The sequence below is a fragment of the Pseudomonas sp. FFPRI_1 genome, assembly GCF_055384485.1.
Genome location: NZ_AP029168.1, coordinates 5,606,334 through 5,630,081, shown reverse-complemented (window position 1 = coordinate 5,630,081; position 23,748 = coordinate 5,606,334). Strand labels below are relative to the sequence as shown.

The following is a 23,748-nucleotide window of genomic DNA, read 5'->3' as shown; positions in this document are numbered from 1 at the left end:
ATTAGGCTGAATGATAATGATTGTCAATTGAGAAAAAGAACTAATGCTCTCCGTTAGTGCAGATTGAGAGCGGCTGCTCGTTCATGGGCCGGATCAGGGCTTCAGGGCCAGGATGAGGACTAATTATTTCAAGACGTCATCCGTTCTCATTGGAGAAAGATTCCGGGCAGCAGGCCCGGCCACGGCGCCCTCCGGATGCCTGTGACGTTCTTATAACTATTTGATTTATCTATAGTTAGTGACGTTATGGCAGAGCAGGGCCCGATCTCCATTGCATGCACTCTCCTGGCAGGAAACCCCATGACGGACGCGTTCGAACTCCCCAGCACCCTGGCCCAAGCCCTGCAACGCCGGGCGGTGCAGACCCCCGATAAAGTGGCCTTGCGCTTTCTTGCCGAAGAGCAGGATCAGAGCGTGGTCCTGAGTTACCGGGACCTGGATCTTCGCGCGCGTAGCATTGCCGCCGCCTTGCAGGCCAATGCTGCATTGGGTGATCGCGCCGTGCTGTTGTTTCCCAGTGGCCCGGATTATGTCGCGGCGTTTTTTGCCTGCCTGTACGCGGGCGTGATCGCTGTGCCGGCCTATCCACCGGAGTCCACCCGCCGTCATCACCAGGAGCGCCTGATCTCGATCATCGCCGACGCCGAGCCGCGCCTGCTGCTGACCAGCAGCGGGCTCGGCGATTCCCTGTTGCAGATGGACGAGCTCAAGGCCGAGGGCGCGCCGCAGCTGTTGTACGTGGACAGCCTGGACGCCGGTCTGGCCGCGCAGTGGCGCGCCGTGGACCTGCAGGACGACGACATCGCCTTCCTGCAATACACCTCCGGTTCCACCGCCTTGCCCAAGGGCGTGCAGGTCAGCCACGGCAACCTGGTGGCCAACGAACTGCTAATCCGTCGCGGCTTCGGTATCGACATCAACCCCGATGACGTGATCGTCAGCTGGCTGCCGCTGTACCACGACATGGGCCTGATCGGCGGCCTGCTGCAGCCGATCTTCAGTGGCGTGCCCTGCGTGCTGATGTCGCCGGCCTATTTCCTTGCCCGGCCACTGCGCTGGCTGGAAGCGATCAGCCAATACGGCGGCACCATCAGCGGCGGCCCGGATTTCGCCTATCGCCTGTGCAGCGAACGGGTCAGCGAGTCAGCCCTGGAACGCCTCGACCTGAGCCGCTGGCGCGTGGCCTATTCCGGTTCCGAGCCGATCCGCCTCGACACCCTGGAACGCTTCGCCGAGAAGTTCGACACCTGCGGTTTTACCGCGGACAACTTCCTGGCCTCCTATGGCCTGGCCGAAGCCACCTTGTTCGTCGCCGGTGGCGTGCGCGGCCAGGGCATCCCGGCGCTGCACCTGGATGACCAGGCCCTGGCGCAGAACCGCGCCGAGCCAGGGTCGGGTAGCGCGATGATGAGCTGCGGCTTCAGTCAGCCGGAGCACGCGGTGCTGGTGATGGATCCGCAGCAACTGAGCGAATTGCCTGACAACCGCATCGGCGAAGTCTGGGCTGCTGGTCCAAGCATTGCCCATGGTTACTGGCGCAACCCCGAGGCCACGGCCAAGTCTTTCGTTCCGCACGCCGGTCGTACCTGGCTGCGTACCGGCGACCTGGGCTTCATGCGCGACGGCCAGCTGTACATCACCGGGCGCCTCAAGGACCTGCTGATCGTGCGCGGGCACAACCTGTATCCCCAGGACATCGAAAAGACCATCGAGCGCGAAGTGGAAGTGGTGCGCAAGGGGCGGGTGGCGGCCTTCGCGGTCACCGACCAGGGCCAGGAAGGCATCGGCATCGCCGCGGAGATCAGCCGCAGCGTGCAGAAGATCCTGCCCCCGGAGGCGCTGATCAAGGCCATCCGCCAGGCCGTGGCCGAAGCCTGCCAGGAAGCCCCCAGTGTGGTGGTGCTGCTCAACCCCGGCGCGCTGCCGAAGACCTCCAGCGGCAAGCTGCAGCGTTCTGCCTGCCGCACTCGCCTGGCCGATGGCAGCCTGGATTACTACGCGCTGTTCCCGGATGCATCCACCCGTGAGCCGTCCGGCACCGATCAGGCTGCTGGCGACGAACTGCAAAGCCTGATCGCCGGCATCTGGCAGGAGCAACTGCAATGCGCCTCGGTGTCCGGAGACGATCATTTCTTCCTGCTGGGCGGCAACTCCATCGCCGCCACGCAGGTGATGGCCCGCCTGCGTGAAGCGCTGGGCCTGGAGCTGGGCCTGCGCCTGTTGTTCGAAGCCCCGACCCTGGCAGCCTTCACCGCCGCAGTGGCCCGTCAGCAGCAGGACGGCGGCGTGGCCCAGGGCAGCATCAATGCGCTGTCGCGCCAGCAGGCCCTGCCGCAATCTTTGGCACAGAACCGCCTGTGGATTACCTGGCAACTGGACCCACACAGCAGCGCCTACAACATACCCGGCGGCCTGCGCCTGCGCGGCGAACTAGACGAAGACGCTCTGCGCGCCAGCTTCCAGCACCTGCTCCAGCGCCATGAAGCCCTGCGCACGCGTTTCTTCGAGCGCGATGGCCAGGCCCTGCAGCAGGTGGATCCGGCTGCTGAATTCAACCTGCAAGTCATCGACCTCAGCGACCTGCCCGCCACCGAGCGCGAAGCCCGGGCCCGGCAGATTCGCGAGGATGAAGCCCACACCCAGTTCGACCTGGAGCAAGGCCCGCTGTACTGGGCGACCCTGGTGCGCCTGGATGACGACGAGCACCAGTTGCTGCTGACCTTGCATCACATCATCGCTGACGGCTGGTCGCTGAATGTGCTGATCGACGAATTCTCCCGGCTCTACGCCGCAGCCGCCCAGGGCCAGGCCCTGGAGCTGGCGCCGCTGAGCCTGCAATACGCCGACTACGGCAGCTGGCAGCGCCAGTGGCTGGCCCAGGGCGAGGGCCAGCGCCAGTTGGATTACTGGAAGCAGCAACTGGCCGATGAGGCACCGGTCCTCAGCCTGGCCACCGACCATCCGCGCTCCGCGCAACTCAAGCACAGCGCGGCGCGCCACAGCCTGCGCCTGAGCGCGAGCCTCAGCGAAGCCGTGCGCCAGAGCGCCCAGGCCCAGCAGGCCACGCCCTTCATGCTGTTGCTGGCGGCGTTCCAGACCTTGCTGCACCGCTACAGCGGGCTCACCGATATCCGCATCGGCGTGCCCAATGCCAACCGCCCGCGCCTGGAAACCCAGGGCCTGCTGGGCTTCTTCATCAACACCCAGGTGCTGCGCGGCCAACTGGACTCGCGCCAGTCCTTCGCCGAACGGCTGCAACAGACCCGCACCGCCGCCCTGGGAGCCCAGGCTCACCAGGACCTGCCGTTCGAACAGTTGCTGGAAGCCTTCCCCGAAGCGCGCGAGCAAGGCCTGTTCCAGGTCATGTTCAACCACCAGCAGCGTGACCTCAGCGCCCTGCGCCGCTTGCCCGGCCTGCTGGCCGAAGAGCTGCCGTGGCACAGCCGCGAGGCCAAGTTCGACCTGCAACTGCACAGCGAGGAAGATCGCAATGGCCGCCTGAGCCTGGCCTTCGACTACGCCGACGAGCTGTTCGACGCCAGCACCATCGAGCGTTTGGCCCAGCACTTTGTCAGCTTGCTGGAACACGCCTGCCAACAGCCGGACAGCGCCCTGGGGGATCTGCCGCTGCTGGCCAAGAGCGAAACGGCACAGCTGCAGGAGTGGGGCGTGGCGCCTGGCGCGGTTGCCGAACACTGGCTGCCGTACCTGCTCCACGAACAGCTGCGCCAGACCCCGGAGCGCACCGCGCTGGTCTGGGAGGGCGGTCAGCTGAGCTTTGCCGAACTGCATGCCCAGGCCAACCGCCTGGCCCATTACCTGCGGGACAAGGGCGTGGGCCCGGACGTGTGCGTGGCCATCGCCGCCGAACGCTCGCCGCAACTGCTGATCGGCCTGCTGGCGATCATCAAGGCCGGCGGCGCCTACGTGCCCCTGGACCCGGACTACCCGGCCGAACGCCTGGCCTACATGCTCAGTGACAGCGGCGTGCAACTGCTGCTGACCCAGACCCAGCTGCTGGCCCAACTGCCCGAGGCCGAAGGGGTCAGCGCCATCGCCATGGACAGCCTCAAGCTCGACAGCTGGCCGAGCCACGCGCCGGGCCTGCACCTGCATGGCGACAACCTGGCGTACGTGATCTACACCTCCGGCTCCACCGGCCAGCCCAAGGGCGTGGGCAACACCCACAGCGCCCTGGTGGAGCGTTTGCAGTGGATGCAGGACAGCTACCAGCTGCAAGCCGATGACGTGCTGATGCAGAAGGCTCCGATCAGTTTCGATGTGTCGGTGTGGGAGTGCTTCTGGCCGCTGATCACCGGCTGCCGCTTGCTGATCGCCGCCCCTGGCGAGCACCGCGACCCTCATCGCATTGCCCAGCTGGTGCAGGAGCACGGGGTGACCACCCTGCATTTCGTGCCGCCGCTGTTGCAACTGTTCGTCGAGGAGCCGTTGAGCGCCGATTGCCACAGCCTGCGCCGAGTGTTCTCCGGTGGCGAGGCGCTGCCTGCCGAACTGCGCAACCGGGTGCTGGAGCAACTGCCCAACATCCAGCTGCACAACCGCTACGGCCCGACTGAAACCGCGATCAACGTCACCCACTGGCACTGCTCCACCCATGATGGCGAGCGTTCGCCCATCGGCCGCCCTCTGGGCAACGTGGTGTGCCGGGTGCTCGATGCCGAGCTCAACACGCTGCCGGTCGGCGTGCCTGGCGAGTTGTGCATCAGCGGCCTGGGCCTGGCCCGGGGTTACCTGGGCCGCCCGGCCATGACTGCCGAACGCTTTGTGCTTGATCCGCTGAGCACGCAGGGCGCGCGCCTGTACCGCACCGGCGACCGTGTGCGCTGGTGTGCCGACGGGGCCCTGGAATACCTCGGGCGCCTCGACCAGCAGGTCAAGCTGCGGGGCTTTCGCGTCGAGCCACAGGAAATCGAAGCCCGCCTGTTGGCCCAAGAGGGTGTGGCCCAGGCTGCGGTCCAGGTACGGCAGACCGTGGCCGGCGCGCAACTGATCGGCTACTACACCGCCAGTGCCGACGACGAGGAAGCCGAGGCGCAGAACCAGCGACTGAAAGCCGCCCTGGCCGCCGAGCTGCCGGAATACATGGTGCCGGCGCAACTGGTGCGCCTGGACGTCATGCCCCTGAGCCCCAGTGGCAAGCTGGATCGCCGGGCCCTGCCGGAGCCGCAATGGCAAGTGCGCGAGCACGTCGAACCGAGCACCGAGCTGGAGCAGCAGATCGCCGCCATCTGGCGTGAAGTGCTGGGCCAGCCGCGCATCGGCCTCAAGGACGACTTCTTCGCCCTGGGCGGGCATTCCCTGCTGGCCACCCAGATCATTTCCCGCACCCGCCAGGCCTGCGATGTCGAGCTGCCGCTGCGGGCATTGTTCGAAGCCAGTGAACTGGGGGCCTTTGCCGAACAGGTGCTGCTGATCCAGGAGTCCGGCGCGCGCAACCAGCAACCGCCGATTGCCCGGGTCGACCGCAGCCAGCCGGTGCCGCTGTCCTATTCCCAGCAGCGCATGTGGTTCCTCTGGCAGATGGAGCCGGACAGCCCGGCCTACAACGTCGGTGGCATGGCGCGCCTTTCTGGCGTGCTGGACGTGGGCCGCTTCGAGGCGGCGCTGCAGGCGCTGATCTTGCGCCATGAAACCCTGCGCACCACCTTTCCCAGTGTCAACGGCGTGGCCCAGCAACGGGTGCATGCCGACACCGGCCTGCGCATGGCCTGGAAGGATTTCTCGGCCCTGGCCGCCGATGCCCGCCAGAGCCGCCTGCAGCAACTGGCCGACAGCGAGGCGCACCAGCCCTTCGACCTGGAGACCGGTCCGCTGCTGCGCGCCTGCCTGGTCAAGGCCGGCGAGCAGGAGCACTACTTCGTCCTGACCCTGCACCACATCGTCACCGAAGGCTGGGCCATGGACATCTTCGCCCGCGAATTGGGCGCGCTGTACGAAGCCTTCCTCGACGACCGCGAGTCGCCCCTGGAACCCTTGCCGGTGCAGTACCTGGACTACAGCGTGTGGCAGCGCCAGTGGCTGGAATCCGGTGAGCGCCAGCGTCAGCTGGACTACTGGACCGGGCAACTGGGCCGCGAACACCCGCTGCTGGAACTGCCCAGCGACCGGCCGCGGCCGGCGGTGCAAAGCCACCAGGGCGAGCTGTACCGCTTCGACTTGAGCGACCAGCTGGCGGCCCGGGTGCGGGCCTTCAATGCCGAGCACGGCCTGACCCTGTTCATGACCATGACCGCGGCGCTGTCGCTGCTGCTGTACCGCTACAGCGGCCAGACCGACCTGCGCATCGGCGCACCGGTGGCCAACCGCATCCGCCCGGAAAGCGAAGGGCTGATCGGTGCCTTCCTCAACACCCAGGTACTGCGTTGCCAGCTTGACGGGCAGATGAGCGTCGGCCAGTTGCTGGAGCAGGTACGCCACACCGTGATCGAGGGCCAGTCGCACCAGGACCTGCCGTTCGACCATCTGGTGGAAGCGCTGCAACCGCCCCGCAGCACCGCCTACAACCCGCTGTTCCAGGTGATGTGCAACGTCCAGCGCTGGGAGTTCCAGCAGAGCCGGCAACTGGCCGGGATGACCGTCGAGTACCTGGTCAACGATGCCCGGGCCACCAAGTTCGACCTCAACCTGGAAGTCACCGACCTCGATCAGCGCCTGGGTTGCTGCCTGACCTACAGCACCGACCTGTTCGACGAGCCGCGCATTGCACGCATGGCCGACCATTGGCGCAACCTGCTGGAAGCCTTGCTCAATGATCCGCAACAGCGCCTGTGCGAGTTGCCGTTGCTGCAAGCCGAGGAACAGCAACAACTGCTCGACAGCTTGAGTGTGGAGCCCGGCGAGCAACGCCTGGACCAGTGCATCCACCATCTGTTCAGCGAGCAGGCCCTGGCCCGCAAGGACGCCCCGGCCCTGACCTTCGCCGGGCAGACCCTGAGCTACAGCGAGCTGGACAGCCGCGCCAACCGCCTGGCCTGGATGCTCCGCGAGCGCGGTGTGGGCCCGCAGGTGCGGGTCGGCCTGGCCCTGGAGCGTTCCCTGGACATGGTCGTCGGCCTGCTGGCGATCCTCAAGGCCGGTGGCGCCTACGTGCCCCTGGACCCGGAATACCCCCTGGACCGCCTGCACTACATGATCGAGGACAGCGGCATCGGCCTGCTGCTCAGCGATGCGCGGATGTTTGCCGCCCTGGGCGAGTTGCCGGCGGGTGTCGGTCGTTGGTGCCTCGAGGAGGACGGCGCGCTGCTGGCCGACTACCCGGCCAGCGAGCTGCCGTTCATCAGCCTGCCCCAGCACCAGGCGTACCTGATCTACACCTCCGGTTCCACCGGCCAGCCCAAGGGCGTGGTGGTGTCCCACGGGGAAATCGCCATGCATTGCCAGGCGGTGATCCGCCGTTTCGGCATGCGCCCGGACGATTGCGAGCTGCACTTTTATTCCATCAACTTCGACGCCGCCACCGAGCGTCTGCTGGTGCCGCTGCTCAGCGGCGCCCAGGTGGTGCTGCGGGCCCAGGGCCAGTGGGACGCCGAGGAAATCTGCCAGCTGATCCGTCAGCACCACATCAGCATCCTTGGCTTCACCCCGAGCTACGGCAGCCAGTTGGCCCAGCATCTGGCGACCCAGCAGCAGACCCTGCCGGTGCGCATGTGCATCACCGGCGGCGAGGCCCTGACCGGCGAGCACCTGCAGCGCATCCGCGCGGCCTTCCAGCCGAGCCTGTTCTTCAACGCCTACGGCCCCACCGAAACCGTAGTCATGCCCCTGGCCAGCCTGGCGCCGCAGCAGTTGGCCGAAGGCGTGGCCAGCGTGCCCATCGGCAGCATCGTCGGGGCCCGGGTGGCCTATATCCTCGATGCCGATCTGGCCCTGGTGCCGCAAGGCGCCACGGGCGAGCTGTATGTCGGCGGCGCCGGCCTGGCCCAGGGTTACCACCAGCGTCCGGGAATGAGCGCCGAGCGTTTTGTCGCCGACCCGTTCACCACTGATGGCGGACGTCTGTACCGCACCGGCGACCTGGTGCGCCAGTGCGCCGACGGCCAGGTGGAGTACATCGGCCGGGTCGACCATCAAGTGAAGATTCGCGGCTTCCGCATCGAGCTGGGGGAAATCGAAACCCGCCTGCTGGATCATCCAGCGGTGCGCGAGGCGGTGGTCCTGGCCCTGGACACCCCGGCCGGCAAACAGCTGGCCGGCTATCTGGTCAGCGAGGTTGCCGAGCACAACGAGGTGCAGCAGGCCAACCTGCGTGAAGCCCTCAAGCAGCAGTTGAAAACCCAGCTGCCGGACTACATGGTGCCGACCCACCTGATCCTGCTGGCCAGCATGCCGCTGACCGCCAACGGCAAGCTCGACCGTCGGGCCCTGCCATTGCCGGACCCGGAGCTCAACCGCCAGCAGTACGTGGCGCCGAGCAACGCCCTGGAGCAGACCCTGGCCGGGGTCTGGGGCGAGGTGCTGAACGTGCAGCAAGTGGGCCTCAACGACAACTTCTTCGAACTGGGGGGCGACTCGATCCTGTCGATCCAGGTGGTTAGCCGCGCTCGCCAGCTGGGAATCCATTTCACCCCGCGTGATCTGTTCCAGCACCAGACCGTGCAGACCCTGGCGCGGGTCGCCAGCCACAGCCAGCGCATCAGCGCCGAGCAGGGCCAGCTCAGTGGCGAAGCGCCGCTGACGCCGATCCAGCACTGGTTCTTCGACAGCGCCATTCCCCAGCCCCAGCACTGGAACCAAGCCTTGTTGCTGGAGCCGCTGAGTACCCTGGATGCCCCACTGCTGGAGCAGGCGCTGCTGGCGGTAGTGGAGCAGCACGACGCCCTGCGCCTGCGCTTCAACCAGGTCGGCGGCCAGTGGCGCGCCGAGTACCTGCCGCTGTCCGACGCCCCGTTGTTGTGGCAAGTGCGGGTGCCGTCCATGGCCACCTGCGAGGCGCTGTTCGCCGACGCCCAGCGCAGCCTCGACCTGGAACACGGGCCGCTGCTGCGGGCCGTGCTGGTGGACGGCCCGGAAGGCGAGCAACGCTTGTTGCTGGCCATCCATCACCTGGTGGTGGACGGCGTGTCCTGGCGGGTGCTGCTGGAAGACCTGCAGAACACCTATCGCCAACTGCAAGCCGGGCAGGCCCTGAACCTGCCGGCCAAGACCAGCGCCCTGCGGGACTGGTCGAGCCGCCTGCAGGCGTATGCCGGCAGCGAATCCCTGCGTGAAGAACTCGGCTGGTGGCAGCAGCAACTGGCCGGCCCGGCCGCACAACTGCCGGGCCTGAATGCCGCCGGCAGCCAGCAGCATCAGCAGGCCCGCAGCCACAGCGTGACCCTGGATGCCGAGCGCACCCGCCAGCTGCTGCAACAGGCCCCGGCGGCCTACCGCACCCAGGTCAACGACCTGCTGCTGACCGCCCTGGCCCGGGTGCTGTGCCGCTGGAGCGGGCAGCCTTCGGCCCTGGTGCAACTGGAAGGCCACGGCCGCGAAGCGCTGTTCGACGAGATCGACCTGACCCGCACCGTGGGCTGGTTCACCAGCGCCTATCCGCTGCGCCTGACCCCGTTGCAGGTGGAAGAAGCCGCCGGGCAGGGCGCCTCGATCAAGGCCATCAAGGAACAACTGCGCGGCGTGCCGCACAAGGGCCTGGGTTATGGCGTGCTGCGCTACCTGGCGGATGAAAGCTGCCGCGAGGCCCTGGCGGCGTTGCCGCTGGCACCGGTGACCTTCAACTACCTGGGGCAGTTCGATCAGAGTTTTGGCGCCGATGCGTTGCTGCGCCCGCTGGATGAATCCGTCGGCCCGGCCCACGCACCTGAAGCGCCGTTGCCCAACGAGTTGAGCATCGACAGCCAGGTCTATGGCGGCGAACTGGTGCTGCGCTGGACCTACAGCAGCCAACGTTTCGATGCCGAGCTGATCGGCGAACTAGCCAGCGCCTACCTCGGCGAGTTGCAAAGCCTGATCGCCCATTGCCTGAAGGACGATGCCGGTGGCCTGACGCCGTCGGACTTCCCCCTGGCGCGCCTGACCCAGGCCCAGCTCGATGCCCTGCCGGTGCCGGCGGCGCAGATCGAGGACGTCTACCCGCTGACCCCGATGCAGGAGGGCATGCTGTTGCACACCCTGCTGGAGCCGGGCACCGGCCTCTACTACATGCAGGACCGCTACCGCATCAACAGCGAGCTGGACCCGCAGCGTTTCGCCCTGGCCTGGCAGGCAGTGGTGGCGCGTCACGAGGCCCTGCGCGCGTCCTTCTGCTGGAACGTCGGCGAAGACATGCTGCAAGTTATCCACAAGCCAGGCAGCACCCCTGTCGAGTTCCTCGACTGGAGCGCTGTACCCGAGGCCGAGCAGGAACCCAAGCTGCAAGCCTTGCACAAAGAGGAACGCGAAGCCGGTTTCGATCTGCTCAGCCAGGCGCCGTTCCACCTGCGGCTGATCCGCGTCGGCGCCGCGCGCTACTGGTTCATGATGAGCAACCACCACATCCTCATCGATGCCTGGTGCCGCTCCTTGCTGATGAACGACTTCTTCGAGATCTACACCGCCCTGGGTGAAGGCCGCGAGGCGCAGCTGTCGGTGCCGCCGCGCTACCGCGACTACATCGGCTGGCTGCAGCACCAGAGCCTGTCGGAGGCGCGGCAGTGGTGGCGGCAGAACCTTCAAGGTTTTGAACGCACCACGCCGATCCCCAGCGACCGGCCGTTCCTGCGCGAACACGCCGGTGACAGCGGCGGCATGGTCGTCGGCGACTGCTACACCCGCCTCGATGCCCGGGACGGTGCGCAACTGCGCGAGCTGGCGCAGCAGCATCAGCTGACCATCAACACTTTCGCCCAGGCGGCCTGGGCCCTGGTGCTGCGGCGCATGAGCGGCGATCGCGACGTATTGTTCGGGGTCACCGTGGCCGGGCGCCCAGTGGAAATGCCGGAGATGCAACGCACCGTCGGCCTGTTCATCAACAGCATCGCCCTGCGGGTCAAGCTGCCCCGGGACGGTGAGCGTTGCAGCGTGCGCCAGTGGCTCAGCGGCTTGCTCGACAGCAACATGCAACTGCGTGAATACGAGTACCTGCCGCTGGTGGCGATCCAGGAAACCAGCGAGCTGCCCAAGGGCCAGCCGCTGTTCGACAGCCTGTTCGTGTTCGAGAACGCGCCGGTGGAAGTCTCGGTGCTGGACCGTGCCCAGAGCCTGAACGCCAGTTCGGATTCCGGCCGTACCCACACCAACTTCCCGATTACCGCGGTGTGCTACCCGGGGGATGACCTGGGCCTGCACCTGTCCTATGACCAGCGCTACTTCGAACAGGCGACCATCGAGCGCATGCTCGGCGAGTTCAAGCGCCTGCTGCTGGCCCTGATGCAGGGCTTCCATGGCGACATGGCCGAGCTGCCGCTGCTGGGCGCAGAGGAGCAGGACTTCCTGCTGGCCGGCTGCAACCAGAGCGCCCATGAGTACCCGCTGGAGCGCAGCTACGTGGAGCTGTTCGAGGCCCAGGTGGCGGCCCATCCGCAACGTATTGCCGCCAGTTGCCTGGATCAGCGCTACAGCTATGCCGAATTGAACCGCTGCAGCAACCGCCTCGGGCATGCCTTGATCGCCAACGGCGTGGGCTTTGATCAACCGGTGGCCTTGCTGGCCGAGCGCGGCCTGGAACTGCTGGGCATGATCATCGGCAGCTTCAAGGCCGGGGCCGGCTACCTGCCCCTGGACCCGGGCCTGCCGAGCCAGCGCCTGGGCCGCATCATCGAGCTCAGCCGCACGCCGCTGCTGGTGTGCACCGCGGCCTGTCGCGACCAGGCCCAGGCCCTGCTGGATGAATTCGGCTGCGCCGGCCGTCCGCGGCTGCTGGTCTGGGAAGAGCTGCAAGCCGCCGGGCACGCCGAGAGCAACCCGGGATGCTACAGCGCACCGGACAACCTCGCGTATGTGATCTACACCTCAGGTTCCACCGGCATGCCCAAGGGCGTGATGGTGGAGCAGCGCGGCATGCTCAACAACCAGCTGAGCAAGGTGCCGTACCTGCAACTGAGCGAGGCCGACGTGATCGCCCAGACCGCCTCCCAGAGCTTCGACATTTCGGTCTGGCAGTTCCTCGCCGCGCCGCTGTTCGGCGCCCGAGTGGACATCGTGCCCAACACCATTGCTCACGATCCCCAGGGCCTCCTGGCCCACGTCGAGGAGCAGGGCATCAGCGTGCTGGAAAGCGTGCCGTCGTTGATCCAGGGCATGCTCGCCCAGGACGCCATTGCCCTGGATGGCCTGCGCTGGATGCTGCCCACCGGCGAGGCCATGCCCCCCGAGCTGGCGCACCAGTGGCTGCTGCGTTATCCACAGATCGGCCTGGTGAATGCCTACGGCCCGGCGGAATGCTCCGATGACGTGGCCTTCTTCCGTGTCGATATGGCCTCGACCCGTGGCGCCTACCTGCCCATCGGCACGCCCACCGACAACAACCTGCTGTACCTGATGGACGACGCCCTGGAGCTGGTGCCCCTGGGCGCGGTGGGCGAGTTGTGCGTGGCCGGCACCGGGGTCGGCCGTGGCTATGTCAGCGACCCGTTGCGCACTGCGCTTGCCTTCGTGCCCCATCCGTTCGGTGCTGCGGGCGAACGCCTGTACCGCACCGGCGACCTGGCACGTCGGCGCAGCGACGGCGTGCTGGAATACGTCGGCCGCATCGACCATCAGGTGAAGATCCGCGGCTACCGCATCGAACTGGGCGAGATCGAAGCGCGCCTGCACGAACAGCCGGAAATCCGCGATGCCGCCGTAGGTGTGCAGGAAGGGGTCAACGGCAAGCACCTGGTGGGCTATCTGGTCGCCAGTGACTCAAGCCTGAGCCCGAGCGAGCGTCTGGAGCGAATCAAGCCGCGCCTGCGCGCCGAGTTGCCGGAATACATGGCGCCGCTGCACTGGCTGTGGCTGGAGCGCCTGCCGCTCAACGCCAACGGCAAGCTCGATCGCAAGGCCCTGCCGGCCCTGGAGATCGGCCAGTTGCAGAGCGAGGACTACCTGGCCCCGAGCAGCGAGCTGGAGCAGACCCTGGCGGACATCTGGGCCGAAGTGCTCAAGGTCGAGCGGGTGGGCGTGCGTGACAACTTCTTCGAGTTGGGCGGGCATTCCCTGCTGGCCACGCAGATCGCCTCGCGGGTGCAGAAGACCCTGCAACGCAACGTACCGCTGCGGGCCATGTTCGAATGCAGCACGGTGCAGGAGTTGGCCGCGTACATCGACGGTTTGGGTGCCAATGAAATCAGCGAGGAGAAGGTCGACCGCCTGAGTGACCTGATGGCCGAGCTGGAGGGCTTGTAAGCTTTTACGGCGGGCGCAGCCACCCCAAAGGCTGCGCCTCACTCCTTCAGGAAGGTCGCGCATTCAGGCTTTACGGCCGCTGCATAACCGAGCGGTCTCTACAGGAAGCCTATACAGGGGGGGAAATACAAAGGCAGTATTAAGCTAAGGGTTTTTGTTTGCCCTTATCGATTGGACTGAGCATGAAGAAAAAATAACAAGGATGCATCGAATGAAAGCAGAGTTGCGAGGCGGCGAAAAAATCATCAAAGAAGGGCCGGCAAACCTTCAAAGAAATATTGAGACGGTGGGCGGAAGGCTTTTTCTGACGAACCAGCGTCTGCTATTTGTCGCGCATAAAATTAACTTCCAAAGCGCTCCTAACGAGATTGAAATTTCAAACATCCAGTCATTGCAACCGGCATGGACTAGATTTTTAGGTCTTATCCCCATTTTCCCCAACTCTTTATCTGTTTTTACAAAGCAGGGTATAGAGTCTCGATTTGTACTATTTGGCCGTGACGCATGGGCTGCTGCCATTGCTGCAACCATGAATGGGGCCAATGGCTAAATAACCTTCAGTTTGAAATAGTCCGCCGCGCATTGCCCGACAGCAGCCCTGTCGGGCTTTGTCGTTTCAGACAGTTCAAGGAGCGGAACCATGGCAGAACAGCTTTACTGGCACGACATCGAAGACTCCCTGGGCAACTGGAGTGGCCTCGGTGTTGAAGTCGAAGCGGGCGCCACGGACAGGCCGCCGCTGCACCTGCGCACCGGCAACAATGCCCGGATTAAGCTGATGCACCACGACACGCCACTGTTCTGGGCCACCTTCGCCTGGGATCACGGCGGCGTCTGGCTGGTGCGCAACCCGCTGGCGGAAGGCGCCGAATGCCGAATGCTGGCCCCCATCGACTCACCCACAGTCCAACAGTACGCAGCCCTGGCGCCTGAGCTACGGATCAAGGCCTGGAGCCGCTATTTCGTCAGCCGCCTCAGCGAAAGCGCTCGGCACTTCCTCACCCCCGGTTTCTGGCTGGCCCAGAGCCTGCTGCCGGAGCCCTCCAGCACCGCGAACGGCCTGGACCACTGGCGCTTCACCTCGGTGATCGATCCTTTGACCCACGTGCCCAGCTGGCACCTGTACGGCGAGGATTTTCTCGACAACCAGCAACCCCAGACCCTGGAGTGGATCGACTGGTGGCACGGCGGCGGCAAGCTCATTGGCCTGCACCGGGTCGATCCCCAAGCCGGGCGCTTGAAATGGTGGCGCAAGAAGGCCCGGGAAGGCAGCCTGCCGCCAATTCTGCTGTGGTACGTCGGCGGGCTGGCCTCCTATGTGGTCATCGATGGGCATTACCGCTTGCAGGCGGCCATCGCGGAAAACCTCGCGCCATCATTCATCGTCCTCAGCGCCACCCGCGAGCGCGACTTCACGCCGAGCCTGGAGCATCAGCAGCGGGTCATGGATTCACTGCGCAAGCGCGGCGACGCGGTGCCGCGCAACCTGGCCCTGAGCACCGAGCACCTCAACCGGGTGCTGATCCAGGCGTTCGATGACCGGCCGCAATACCGCAGCGCTACCCCGGCCTGGGCCGGCAACGAGGCGGAATCGCAGTGGTGCGACGAGGTGCGCCAGTGCCTGAACGGGCAGGGGCTGGAGGACCAGATGGAGGCGGTGATTGCCCGACGTGGGTAGGGCGCTGGCCGTGTTCGCTGGCAAGCCAGCTCCTACAGGGGGGCTGCTTGTAGGAGCCGGCTTGCCGGCGAACAGGTCCCCAAACACTCTGCTATATTCGCGCCCGTCCGCCGCAGGGCCGGTCATTGATTAAGGATTATGGACAATCGTGGAACAGATTTTCTGGCGTGACATCGAGGATTTGGCCGGCCACTGGAACGGCCTCGGCGTGGACGTCAAATGCTCGGCCAACAGCAAGCCCAACCTGTGCCTGCTCAGCGGCAACAACCGCCGCATGCAGTTGGTGCTGGGGGACCAGACCCTGCTCTGGGGCACCATGTCCCGCTGCCTCTACGGCGTGTGGCTGGTGCGCAATCACCTGCAGGAGCAACTGCCGCAAACCCTGGTGGGACCCATCGACTCGCCTCAGGTTGAACAACAGGCGCGCCTCGACCCGGCCCAGCGCCTCAAGGCCTGGAGCCGCTTCTTCGTCGAGCAACTGATGCAGCACCAGCCGGACTTCCTCTACCCCGGCTACTGGCTGGTGCGGGCCCTGCGCCCGCAGTCCCAGAAACCCCTGCGGCCGCTGCTCAGCGGCACCGAAGCCTGGTACTTCAAGGGCGGTGAAGATGCCCAGAGCCATATGCCGCAGTGGGCGATCTACGGCCGCAACATCCTCGACAATCAGCAGCCCGGCTCGGCGCGCTGGGTCGAGTTGTACGAGGGCGGCGGGGCGGTGGTCGGCCTGCATGCCGTGGACCCCCATTCCGGGCGCTTGAAATGGTGGCGCAAAAAAGCCCGCGAAGGCAGCTTGCCGCCGATCCTGCTGTGGTATGTCAGCGGCCTGAACTGCCACCTGATTCTCGATGGTCATTACCGCCTGCAGGCGGCCATCGATGAAAACCTGCCACCGGAGTTCCTGGTGCTCAGCACGCCGCGGCTCTACCACTATCGCCCCAACCCGCAAGAGCAGCAGAAAGTGCTGGGGGCGCTGCAAGTGCAGGTCCAGCGCAACAACCTGGACACCAGGCGCTTCAACCAGTTGCTGATCAGCACCTTCGATGATCGGCCGTATCACGGCTTCGGCAGCCAGTCGTGGGCGGGGATTGCTTCAGAGCAGGAGTGGATCGACCAGGTCAGCGGCATCCTCAAGGCGCGCGGTGACCTGAGCGATCTCGAAGAAATCCTCGAACGCGAAGCGCCGGAAGAATACCGCTGAGGCCCAGCCCTAAGGCGGACACGCCCTCTGTAGGAGCTGGCTTGCCAGCGAACAGGCCCGTAATCCATACGCCAGCCTGAAGGACGCCTTCGCCGGCAAGCCGGCTCCTACGGGTGTAGATACGTGTGATGGGTGGGGATACGTGTTGTAGGAGCTGGCTTGCCAGCGAAGAGGCCCACAAGCCATGCGCCAAACTGACGGACGCCTTCGCCGGCAAGCCGGTTGAAAGGTCGCTGGGATGGCGTTTAGTCGCTTTCTTTTGTAAGGCATTTCCGAGAAACTGCGGGCCGCTTGAATGCGCCAGGTGGGCGGGCTAGGGTTCCTAAGCCATCGCCAAATCGATGGTTCGGATGTGCAAGTCCGGTCATGTCGGCGCATCGTTGTCAAAAGCAGTTCGGGGCTTTCTTGCCCGTTGTTTCTGCGTTATGGCGGCCGTGCGTGGGAGACTTTCGAGTCTGCCGGGTTCCGATATGCCCGGTCTTGCACACCTGCGTACGGCTGCCACCCTATTCGTGTGCAAGCGAACGGTGACGGCTCCTTTGAGTTCATATCGGAGTTACACCATGAAAAAGCTCGTCCCCGATCCCCCCACGTCCTATCGCGATCCCGCCCTCAAGGCCGCCAACGCCACCCTGCGCGTGGCCCTGGCCCGGCAACCGCTGGACTCCGCGTTGTTCCAGCTCACGACCCAAGCCAAACCCGTTTCCCCCGACTCGCTGTTCAGCGTGCGCGAAGGCGTTAGCGCCGAAGAGGCCTTGGTGCACGTGGCGTTGTTGCTCAAATGCGCCGAAGAGGTCTGCGATGAAATCACCCAGCAGGGCAGCGGCCTGGAGCGCGGGCTGATCTGGTCCATGGTGCATTCGGTGGAGATGGCTCGCGCGGTGGTGGAGGCCTTGCTCGACAACCCGCGCGTGCCGCGCGACTGCTAACCGCCAGCGAGCTACGCGAGTTCGCCGAAGGGCGTACCCGTGTAGTTCGCCGGCTTTCGACACCGCCGGGTTCGCGGTCTGGCTCGATGGGCGTCTGAGTGCTGCGGTCGACCCCGGGCTTGAGGCGCTCAGGGTCTGAGTCGGGCGCTGCCGGGGCGCAGGTTGCCATCGTCGTCGACTCGGGTGAATTCGACCACGGCACCGTCGCGGGCGAAGCGCTCAGGTTGCGTGAGCGGCAGGGCTAGTTCGGCAAAGGGCGCAATCATGGTGCCTGGCACGGCCTGGCGGGTGGCGCCCTGTTTCAGTTGGATTTCACTGAGGGTGGCGAAGTAGGGCGTCGGGTTTTCGATGCGCAGCAGGGGCCCGCTCGGGCTGTTGTCCAGGCGGAAGCGCAACTGTTGGTTGAGGCTGTCCGGGCTGCCGGGCAGGCGCTCAGGGCGCATCAGTACTTTCATCTGCGTACGCAGGGTCACGGTCAGTCGGGTGCTGTCCGGTGGTTGCGCTGCGCTGGTGCGTGGGGGGATTTCGTAGAGGTTGAGCCAGAACAGCGACTCGCGGTCCCTGGGCAGTGCTTCGCCGGTGTAGATCAACCGCAGGTTGCGCTGCTCGCCCGGCTCCATGCGGAAAATGGCCGGCAGCGGGAGGATCGGGGCCTGGGCCATGTCCGGTGTCGAACCGGGCTCACCGTCATCGACCCAGGTTTGTACCACCACCGGGTAGGGGTTCTGGTTCATCACCTGTAGGGCGCTTTCACTGGCAGGGAGGGAAAACACCACCCGGGTCTTTTCCGCCGTGACCCCGGCGCGGGTATCGGCCATGGCCAACAGCAGGCACAGGCCAAGGAGTAGTCGTGCACGCCGGGGGTTACTGGACACGGATGATCACCTGGGCGGTGGCGTCTATCTGTCCGGGCGTGACGGTCTGGCCCGCGAGTTTTTCCAGGATGGCGCTGAAGGTTTCGCGGTAGCGCTTGATCCCGCCCTGGGTATCGAGCAGCACCGAGGCCGGCCCTTGGGCGGGGTACCAGCCACCGGCGTTGTTGCTGCCGGTGTTCAGGTGGGTCAGCAGTCGTATGGCCTGATGGTTGCGCTGGATGCGGATGCCCACGCCCGAGGCAATGCCGGGACTGCCGTACTGGTCGGAGAGCAGGTGGGAAGCGCCACCTTTGCTCACCAGCCCAAGCTGGTTGGCCGCGGCCAGGCTCCCGGCCGAGATCAGGATGCCCATGGCCGTGGCGTTGCTGGTCACGCCGGAGACGGCCGCCGCTTGGCACTTGAATTCGATGTCGAAGGGCAACTGGCGGGTGCCCCCGGCGTTCAGTTCGGGGATCGAGATCGTGGGAAAGGTCACCACCGGGGTGACGTTGTTCACCGCACAGGTGGCGGAGCGGCGAATGCTGACTTTGCCGTAGAGGCCGATGGTGCCAGGCCAGTAGGAGGGCCAGCCCGGCCAGCTGTTGAGGTGGTTGGTGCCGGCGACCGGACCACTGATGCCGGGGCCGGTGAAGGCGATGTAGGCGTTGGGTTGGGTGTAGCCGTAGACCCCCAGGATGGTGTTGCCGATGCCGTTGGGCACGGCGACGCGATACAGCTCGGTGCGTATCCGGCTCAGGTTCTTCGCTTTGACCAGCAGGAAGCCGCGCGAGTCGACATCCAGGCCGGTGAGGCTGCGGGCTTTCCAGATGTTGGTGAACACCTCGCCGGTTTCCAGGTTGGTGAGGCGGCTGACCACGTCTTTCCAGGCCGTGGCAAAACCGCCGGATACGCCGATGCTGGTGCCGTATTCGTAGTTCTGGTGGCCGCTGTAGGCGTTGTCGCCATTGGTCGAGTACATCTCGAAGAGTTTGCCGGCGTCTCCGGGGGCGCAGCGGTAGAACACCGTGTTCGGGTTGTCCTCGACGTTGTTTCCATACTCCATGAACGTGGCGATTCCCGAGGCCAGCAGGGTGCCGGGTGGCTGGAATTCGGGGTTGGTGACGTTGATCACGTTGGGCAGGCCCAGCGAGCCATTGCAGGTGTCACAGCTGTACATCCGTCGTGCCGAGCCTTCGCCCGGGCGAATCTCATAGAGGTTGGTGGTGTTGGCGGTGCCCACTCGGGTCACCCAGTAACATTGCGCCCGGGCGGTTTCGCTCAGCGCCAGCATGAGCACCGAGCAGAGTATCCAGGCCAGGGCATGCCGACGGGCTCGGCGTGTGCAGACAGGGGGCATGACAGTCGTACCTTTCATGGGGCTGGGCCTTGCTGGCAGGTGGCGTTGAGGCGGTTCAAGGTTTGTTCGGCGGCGCTGTCGGTGAGCGCATAACGCAGGTCGCAGCCCTGGTCCGGGGCATCGCCCCACGTGACGCGCAGCGCGCCCTGGCGGTTTGCCACCCGGGCATAGATCTGGCTGGCCTGGCCGACCATGCCGATGATGGTGCCCTGCTCGTCGGTGACGTTGGCGCCCAGTGGCAGTGGTTCGCCGTTGGCGTGGCGGGCCTTGATCAGCAGCGCATGGCCGACCAGGGTGCGGAACTGCACCTTGACCGCCGCTCCGGCATAAGGCGCCACGCGGCGCTGGTTGTCCTGCAGTTCGGCGTTGCGGTTGAGGCCGGTGGAGTTCAGGCCGACGTCGTTGTAGCGGTAGGCGCTCAATGACGGAATCAGTGCATAGCCGTCCGGGTTGATCTTCGCGCCCTGGCCGTTGCGCACTTCGGCGCCACTGGCGCCCTTGGCTTCGATCAGGCCGAAGGTGTCGCTCAGGTACGGGCCCAGGGTCAGGCCGTCGCTGTGCAGCACCGCCGCGCCCCGGGCGTTGGCGCTGGCCTGCCAGTAGTTCTGGCCTTGGGCGAAGTTGCCGCCCAGGGTCGCCAGCGGGCGCCGTTGCTGCAGGCTGCCGCCCCAGGCGGTGACCTTGTCTTGATCGTTGTGCGAGGCATCCACGCCGTAGCTGAGGTTCTGCGCCTCGTCGAGGGTGCCGCTAAGGCTGGATTGATAGGTGTTGCCCCCCGTGGAGTTATGGGTGACCGAGCTGAACAGGTAGGGCGAATTCGGGCTTGAACCCAGCGGCATGGACAGGCTGAGCATCACCATGTTGCTGCGGTTGCTGGTGCTGCGGTTGTAGACGTACTGCAACTGCTGGTCGTCGTTGAGCAGTGGGGTGCGCCGGGATTCCTGGCGGCTGACCGAAAGGCTGTAGCTGAGTTGTTGCCAGTGGTGGGAATAACCGAGTTGCAGTTGGGTGTCCCGGCTGCTGTCGCTGTAGTAGTCGCTGGTGGAGGCGGCCAGGTAGAACTGGCCGAAGTCCCCCAGTGACTGGCTGATGTTGGCCGTCAGTTGGGTGCGCTGTTGGTAGCTTCCCGAGCGCCAGGTGGTGTTGTTCCTGGCGCTTTCGCGCACCCCGAGGACATCGCTGAGGTCACGATAGCCCTGGGTCGAGTAGCGGTAGCCGGCCAGCGAGACGGTGGTCGAGGTGGGCAGGAAGGTTTTGCTGTAGGTGCTTTGCAGGCGCCAGCCGGTGTTGCGCTGCTGGTGTTCGGTGCGGGCGCTGGAAAAGGTGCTGTTGAGGCCGAAGGCACCGTAGGCAGTGGCCAGCACGCCACCGCCCAGCAGCGCCAGGTAGTCGTCCGCCACGCGCACGCCGCTGTTCAATGTCAGGTTGTTGTCCAGGCCACGCTGATAGGTGAAGTCGGCAAACAGGTCGTTGTCGCCGACGTAGCGCGCCTGTCCCAGGGTCGCGTTGTAACGCGAGATGCCGGGGCGCATGGAATCCGGCACGGCCGTGAAGGGCACGGTAAAGGTCCAGAGGCGACCGTCGGCCTCGAGCACTTCGACTTCCAGGTCGCCCTGGTAACTGGTGCCGTAGAGGTCGTCGATGATAAACGCGCCCGGCGCGACGCTGGTTTCGTAGATCGTGCGGCCACTCTGCTTGACCTGCACCCGCGCGTGGGTTTCGGCGATGCCGCGGACCTGGGGCGCGTAGCCACGCAGGGATTCGGCTTGCATGCGCTCGTCGGTGCCCAACTGCATGCCGCGAAACGCCATGCTGGCGAACAGGTCGCCGGCGGTGAAGCTTTCGCCCAGGGTCATTTCGCTGTCGAGGGCCGGCAGGGCCCGTTGCGCATAGGTGCGTACGTTGCTCCAGTCCGTTCGCGGCGCGCCGCTGCTGCTGTAACGCGCGCTGGACTGTTGCCGCAGACGCCACAGCCCGAGGTTGATCCCGGAGTTGAGGCCCAGGTAGGCGTTGTCGGTGTTGCTGCCGCGACCGCCGGAGTGGGCGGAATGGTAGTAGTGGGTGTTGTAGTTGAAGAACGCCATGCGAGTGCCGGCGTCCCAGTCGCTGGGGGCGACGTGGTTGCGCGGCACCTGGGTCATCAGGCTCTGGGCGATCGACAGGTCCAGGCGCAGGCGTGACAGGTCGAAGCGGCTGCTGGCGATGCCGTCCAGGCGTTGCGAGAGCGGTGCGCAGTTCGCCTCGGTTGCCGGGGAGCCGTCCACGCCAGCCTGGCGATTGAGGCTGCTGGGCTTGAGCCCGGCGTCGAGGAGGAACTGGTCGCTCAGGCACGGCGAGACATCGGCGGCGTCGACCGATTGAAAGTCGACCATGGCGCGCGTCACGAAGGTGTTGTTCAGGTAGATGTCGACCTGGTAGAGGCCCGGTTCGATGGCGTTGGCCCGGTTGAAGCGCGACAGGCTGGCGGTTGCCCGAGTGCCGATGGTCAGCGCGTCATCGAAGCGGTAGTCCGCTGCCGGCTGTGGTGCGTCGGGCCATGCCGTGGCGGGCAGGCAGCAAGCCGCCAGCAGCGCCGCCAGGCAGGTGCGCTTGAGGCGCCCGCGCGGGACCGGAGCGTTCATCTCAACGCGTGGCCTCATACTCACGCAGGTCCTGTCCGCCAAAGTCGTTCACCAGCGCCGCGCTGATGCGCAGCGGGCCGCTGGGCAGGGGGCCAGCCTTGAGCATGCGCCATTGGCTTGTGCTGAACGGCGCGAGCATTTCGGTTTTGAAGCCGAGCGCCTGTTTTCCCGCCAGTACCTGCCCTGCCACCAGCGTGGCGAAGTAGCCGCTGGGGTTGCGTGCGGTGATCAGCCAATCCTGGCCTTGCTGAGTGATCTGGAAACTCAGTTGCGCGGCGATGTCGCCAGGCGCTCCGGCTATCCGGTTGGGGCGGTAGAACAGCTTCAGGCGGTTGCGCAGGGTCAACTGCAGGCGGTTCTGCTCGTCGTAATCCTTGGCTTTGGGCGGTATCTGCAGGGTGTTCAGGTAAAACACCGACTCGCGATCCTGTGGCAGGTTGTCAGCGGTCAGCATGATGCGCACGGTCTGCCCGGATCGGGGCTCCATACGGAAGATCGGCGGCGTGATGATGAAGGGTGCGTCGGCGTTTTCCGGATCGGACTGGGGGTTATCGATGTCCGCCCAGACCTGGATCAGGTTGGGATGGGCATCGGCGTTGCTCAGTTGCAGGCTGATTTCTCGGGCCTCGGCCGGATAAACAAGGCGCGTTGCCTGCACGATCACACTGGCCGATGCAGGCAGCATCAAGGCGCACAGACTGAGCACCGAGCCTTGTAGGAGTCGCTTTGCGAGGTTATTGAGAGAACGCGTTGCTGCCGTCATGACGTTGGCCTGATTCAAGTGTCGACAGCAATGCGAGCGGGCTCGGGACAGGTGTTTTATTGAACGCGGGCCTGGCGAAGTATTGGCGGTCGGGGGGCTGGCTGGGTTTGTTCGATGGGGCTTTTTAGTTTGCTGTTGCCATCAATAAGAGGTGGGCTCTGATTGATGGCATTTGCACTTTGGGTGCTGGTGGTAGTTACGGGGAAGTTGCTTTTCCCGATTATGGGTAGCTGATCGAGTACTGTAAGGAACCGGCCACGCTACCCACACTGGCAAGCCCGGTGGCGTAGTAGCGAACGAAGTAGTCACGTTCTGCCGTGGTGCTGTTGGCAGGCAAGGTAATACCGTCGGCGGCGACTTGAGAGGTCCAGTTGTTGAGGTCCAAGATGGTGCCGTTAGACAAGCTTGAAACCACCAATTCAACGTTGCCAGCGGTGCCGGAGTTGATGAGGTGGCCCGCGGCATTGACATTGTTGCCAACAAAACCGACTTTCAATTCCTTGGCGCTGGTATCACTGGGGCAGTCTGAAACACCGATGGTAAAGTTGGTTTCTCCAGCGGTAGCGCCGAGTGTGGCCAGTTTCGAGGCAGCCACGCTGGGCAGCATGACCAGCGCGGTTGCGCTGTTGTTGACGGTGACCGAGCAGGTCGAGGTGTCGACGCGCCCCTGGAACTTGATGGTGTTGGAAGCCATGGCCAGGCCAGGCGCACTGATAATGCCGAGGGCAAGTAAAACGCTCTTGAAGTTCATTTGACGGTCTATTCCCTGAGAAAGAGTAGGCTGGGTTAATGGCGTGGTTTTGTAAGCGAATTCCCGGCGAATCAATGCCCGCGCTTTATAAGTTCATGATTTGATTTTTCATGTTTCTGCGAAGTTATTTTGGTGCTGGCAATTCGCAGAGTTATATCGGCGCGATTAGCGGGTGGTTCTGTTACATGGCCACTGTGAAGTTGGTTACATCTTGAAGTTGGATCTTAACAAGCCGTCGCTAATGGCGGTTTAAGAATATTCCTAAAGTTAAAAAAAA

Annotated in this window: 10 protein-coding genes; 5 read left to right on the top strand and 5 right to left on the bottom strand. The window is 65.0% G+C overall.

Features of this window, described 5'->3' with window-relative positions:
* The first annotated feature begins 300 nt into the window (after window positions 1-300).
* The 5 genes from ACZ5BO_RS24890 to ACZ5BO_RS24870 all read left to right on the top strand — a co-directional run bounded on the left by ACZ5BO_RS24890 (window position 301) and on the right by ACZ5BO_RS24870 (window position 17,125).
* Complete coding sequence (locus ACZ5BO_RS24890) at window positions 301-13,320, top strand: non-ribosomal peptide synthetase (RefSeq protein WP_464696839.1); 13,020 nt, start codon at window positions 301-303, stop codon at window positions 13,318-13,320.
* A 211-nt stretch (window positions 13,321-13,531) separates the two neighbouring features.
* On the top strand, window positions 13,532-13,870 hold the full coding sequence (locus tag ACZ5BO_RS24885) for a hypothetical protein (RefSeq protein WP_464696838.1): 339 nt from the start codon (window positions 13,532-13,534) through the stop codon (window positions 13,868-13,870).
* A gap of 90 nt (window positions 13,871-13,960) precedes the next feature.
* Window positions 13,961-14,998: a ParB/Srx family N-terminal domain-containing protein gene (locus ACZ5BO_RS24880; RefSeq protein WP_464696837.1), complete on the top strand. Its 1,038-nt coding sequence runs from the start codon at window positions 13,961-13,963 to the stop codon at window positions 14,996-14,998.
* Between the two features lie 148 nt (window positions 14,999-15,146).
* Window positions 15,147-16,196 carry a hypothetical protein gene (locus ACZ5BO_RS24875; protein WP_464696836.1) on the top strand — a complete coding sequence of 350 codons (1,050 nt, stop codon included), beginning with the start codon at window positions 15,147-15,149 and terminating at the stop codon, window positions 16,194-16,196.
* A gap of 563 nt (window positions 16,197-16,759) precedes the next feature.
* The gene (locus ACZ5BO_RS24870; RefSeq protein WP_464696834.1) at window positions 16,760-17,125 is read left to right on the top strand and encodes a DUF6124 family protein; all 366 of its coding nucleotides are present in this window, start codon (window positions 16,760-16,762) and stop codon (window positions 17,123-17,125) included.
* A gap of 128 nt (window positions 17,126-17,253) precedes the next feature.
* On the opposite strand, the gene ACZ5BO_RS24865 is transcribed toward ACZ5BO_RS24870, so the two are convergent.
* The 5 genes from ACZ5BO_RS24865 to ACZ5BO_RS24845 form a co-directional block, all read right to left on the bottom strand.
* Window positions 17,254-18,000 carry a fimbrial biogenesis chaperone gene (locus ACZ5BO_RS24865; protein WP_464696833.1) on the bottom strand — a complete coding sequence of 249 codons (747 nt, stop codon included), beginning with the start codon at window positions 17,998-18,000 and terminating at the stop codon, window positions 17,254-17,256.
* Window positions 17,990-19,336, bottom strand: a complete 1,347-nt coding sequence (locus ACZ5BO_RS24860) for a fimbrial protein (RefSeq protein WP_464696832.1) — start codon at window positions 19,334-19,336, stop codon at window positions 17,990-17,992. Before ACZ5BO_RS24860 ends, ACZ5BO_RS24865 begins: the two co-directional genes overlap by 11 nt.
* Before the next feature lie 14 nt (window positions 19,337-19,350).
* Entirely contained in the window at window positions 19,351-21,957 is a 2,607-nt protein-coding gene (locus tag ACZ5BO_RS24855) for a fimbria/pilus outer membrane usher protein (RefSeq protein WP_464696831.1), read from the bottom strand.
* Window position 21,958: 1 nt separating this feature from the next.
* Window positions 21,959-22,642 (bottom strand): fimbrial biogenesis chaperone, encoded by a 684-nt coding sequence (locus tag ACZ5BO_RS24850; protein ID WP_464696830.1) that lies wholly within the window; start codon window positions 22,640-22,642, stop codon window positions 21,959-21,961.
* A gap of 298 nt (window positions 22,643-22,940) precedes the next feature.
* Window positions 22,941-23,471 carry a fimbrial protein gene (locus tag ACZ5BO_RS24845; RefSeq protein ID WP_464696829.1) on the bottom strand — a complete coding sequence of 177 codons (531 nt, stop codon included), beginning with the start codon at window positions 23,469-23,471 and terminating at the stop codon, window positions 22,941-22,943.
* Between the last annotated feature and the right edge of the window lie 277 nt (window positions 23,472-23,748).